Here is a 539-nt window from a genome sequence, read left to right as displayed (position 1 = left end):
TCGACGAGCGGGACCTCAAGGCCAACGACCTGCGGGCGTCGCTGCTGCGCTACGTCACCCGCGCCGACGTCGAGGTCGCGCAGCCGATGCCGGCCGACGTCCCGACCGATCGCCGGGTCGAGCCCTTCGACAACATCTTCGAGCAGCAGGTCTTCGCACGGCTGCGCGACATGGGCTACCACGTGAACCCCAAGGTCGTGGTGAACAACCGCTCCATCGATCTCGTGGTGACCGGCGAGCAGGGCAAGCTCGCGGTGGAGTGCGACAGCGCGGACTTCGCCTCGACACCGGAGCAGGCCCGGTCCGACATCGAGCGGGAACGGGAGCTGCGACGGTGCGGCTGGGAGTTCGTCCGCGTCCGGGAGTCCGTCTTCGCGACGGACGCCGACGCCGCGATGTCCGTCGTGGTGCAGGCGCTGGACCGCCGCGGCGTGCACCCGCTGACCCTGCAGCGCGCGCTCACCGTCGGCGAGCGCGCCGACGACGGTTCCGTGGAGCTGTGGGAGCCCGTCGGCCTCGACATCGACACGGAGTAGTCC

At 70.7% G+C, this 539-nt stretch carries 1 protein-coding gene; it reads left to right on the top strand.

Annotated features, from left to right (window positions below):
• Positions 1 to 536 (top strand): PDDEXK-like endonuclease domain-containing protein (locus FK268_RS24545; RefSeq protein ID WP_497997387.1); only part of this gene is annotated, 536 nt, incomplete at its 5' end.
• Between the last annotated feature and the right edge of the window lie 3 nt (positions 537 to 539).

Origin of the sequence: Tsukamurella sputi (genome assembly GCF_007858445.1) — a bacterium.
Taxonomy (GTDB): Bacteria; Actinomycetota; Actinomycetes; order Mycobacteriales; family Mycobacteriaceae; genus Tsukamurella; species Tsukamurella sputi.
This window is presented reverse-complemented; position numbering and strand designations above follow the sequence as displayed.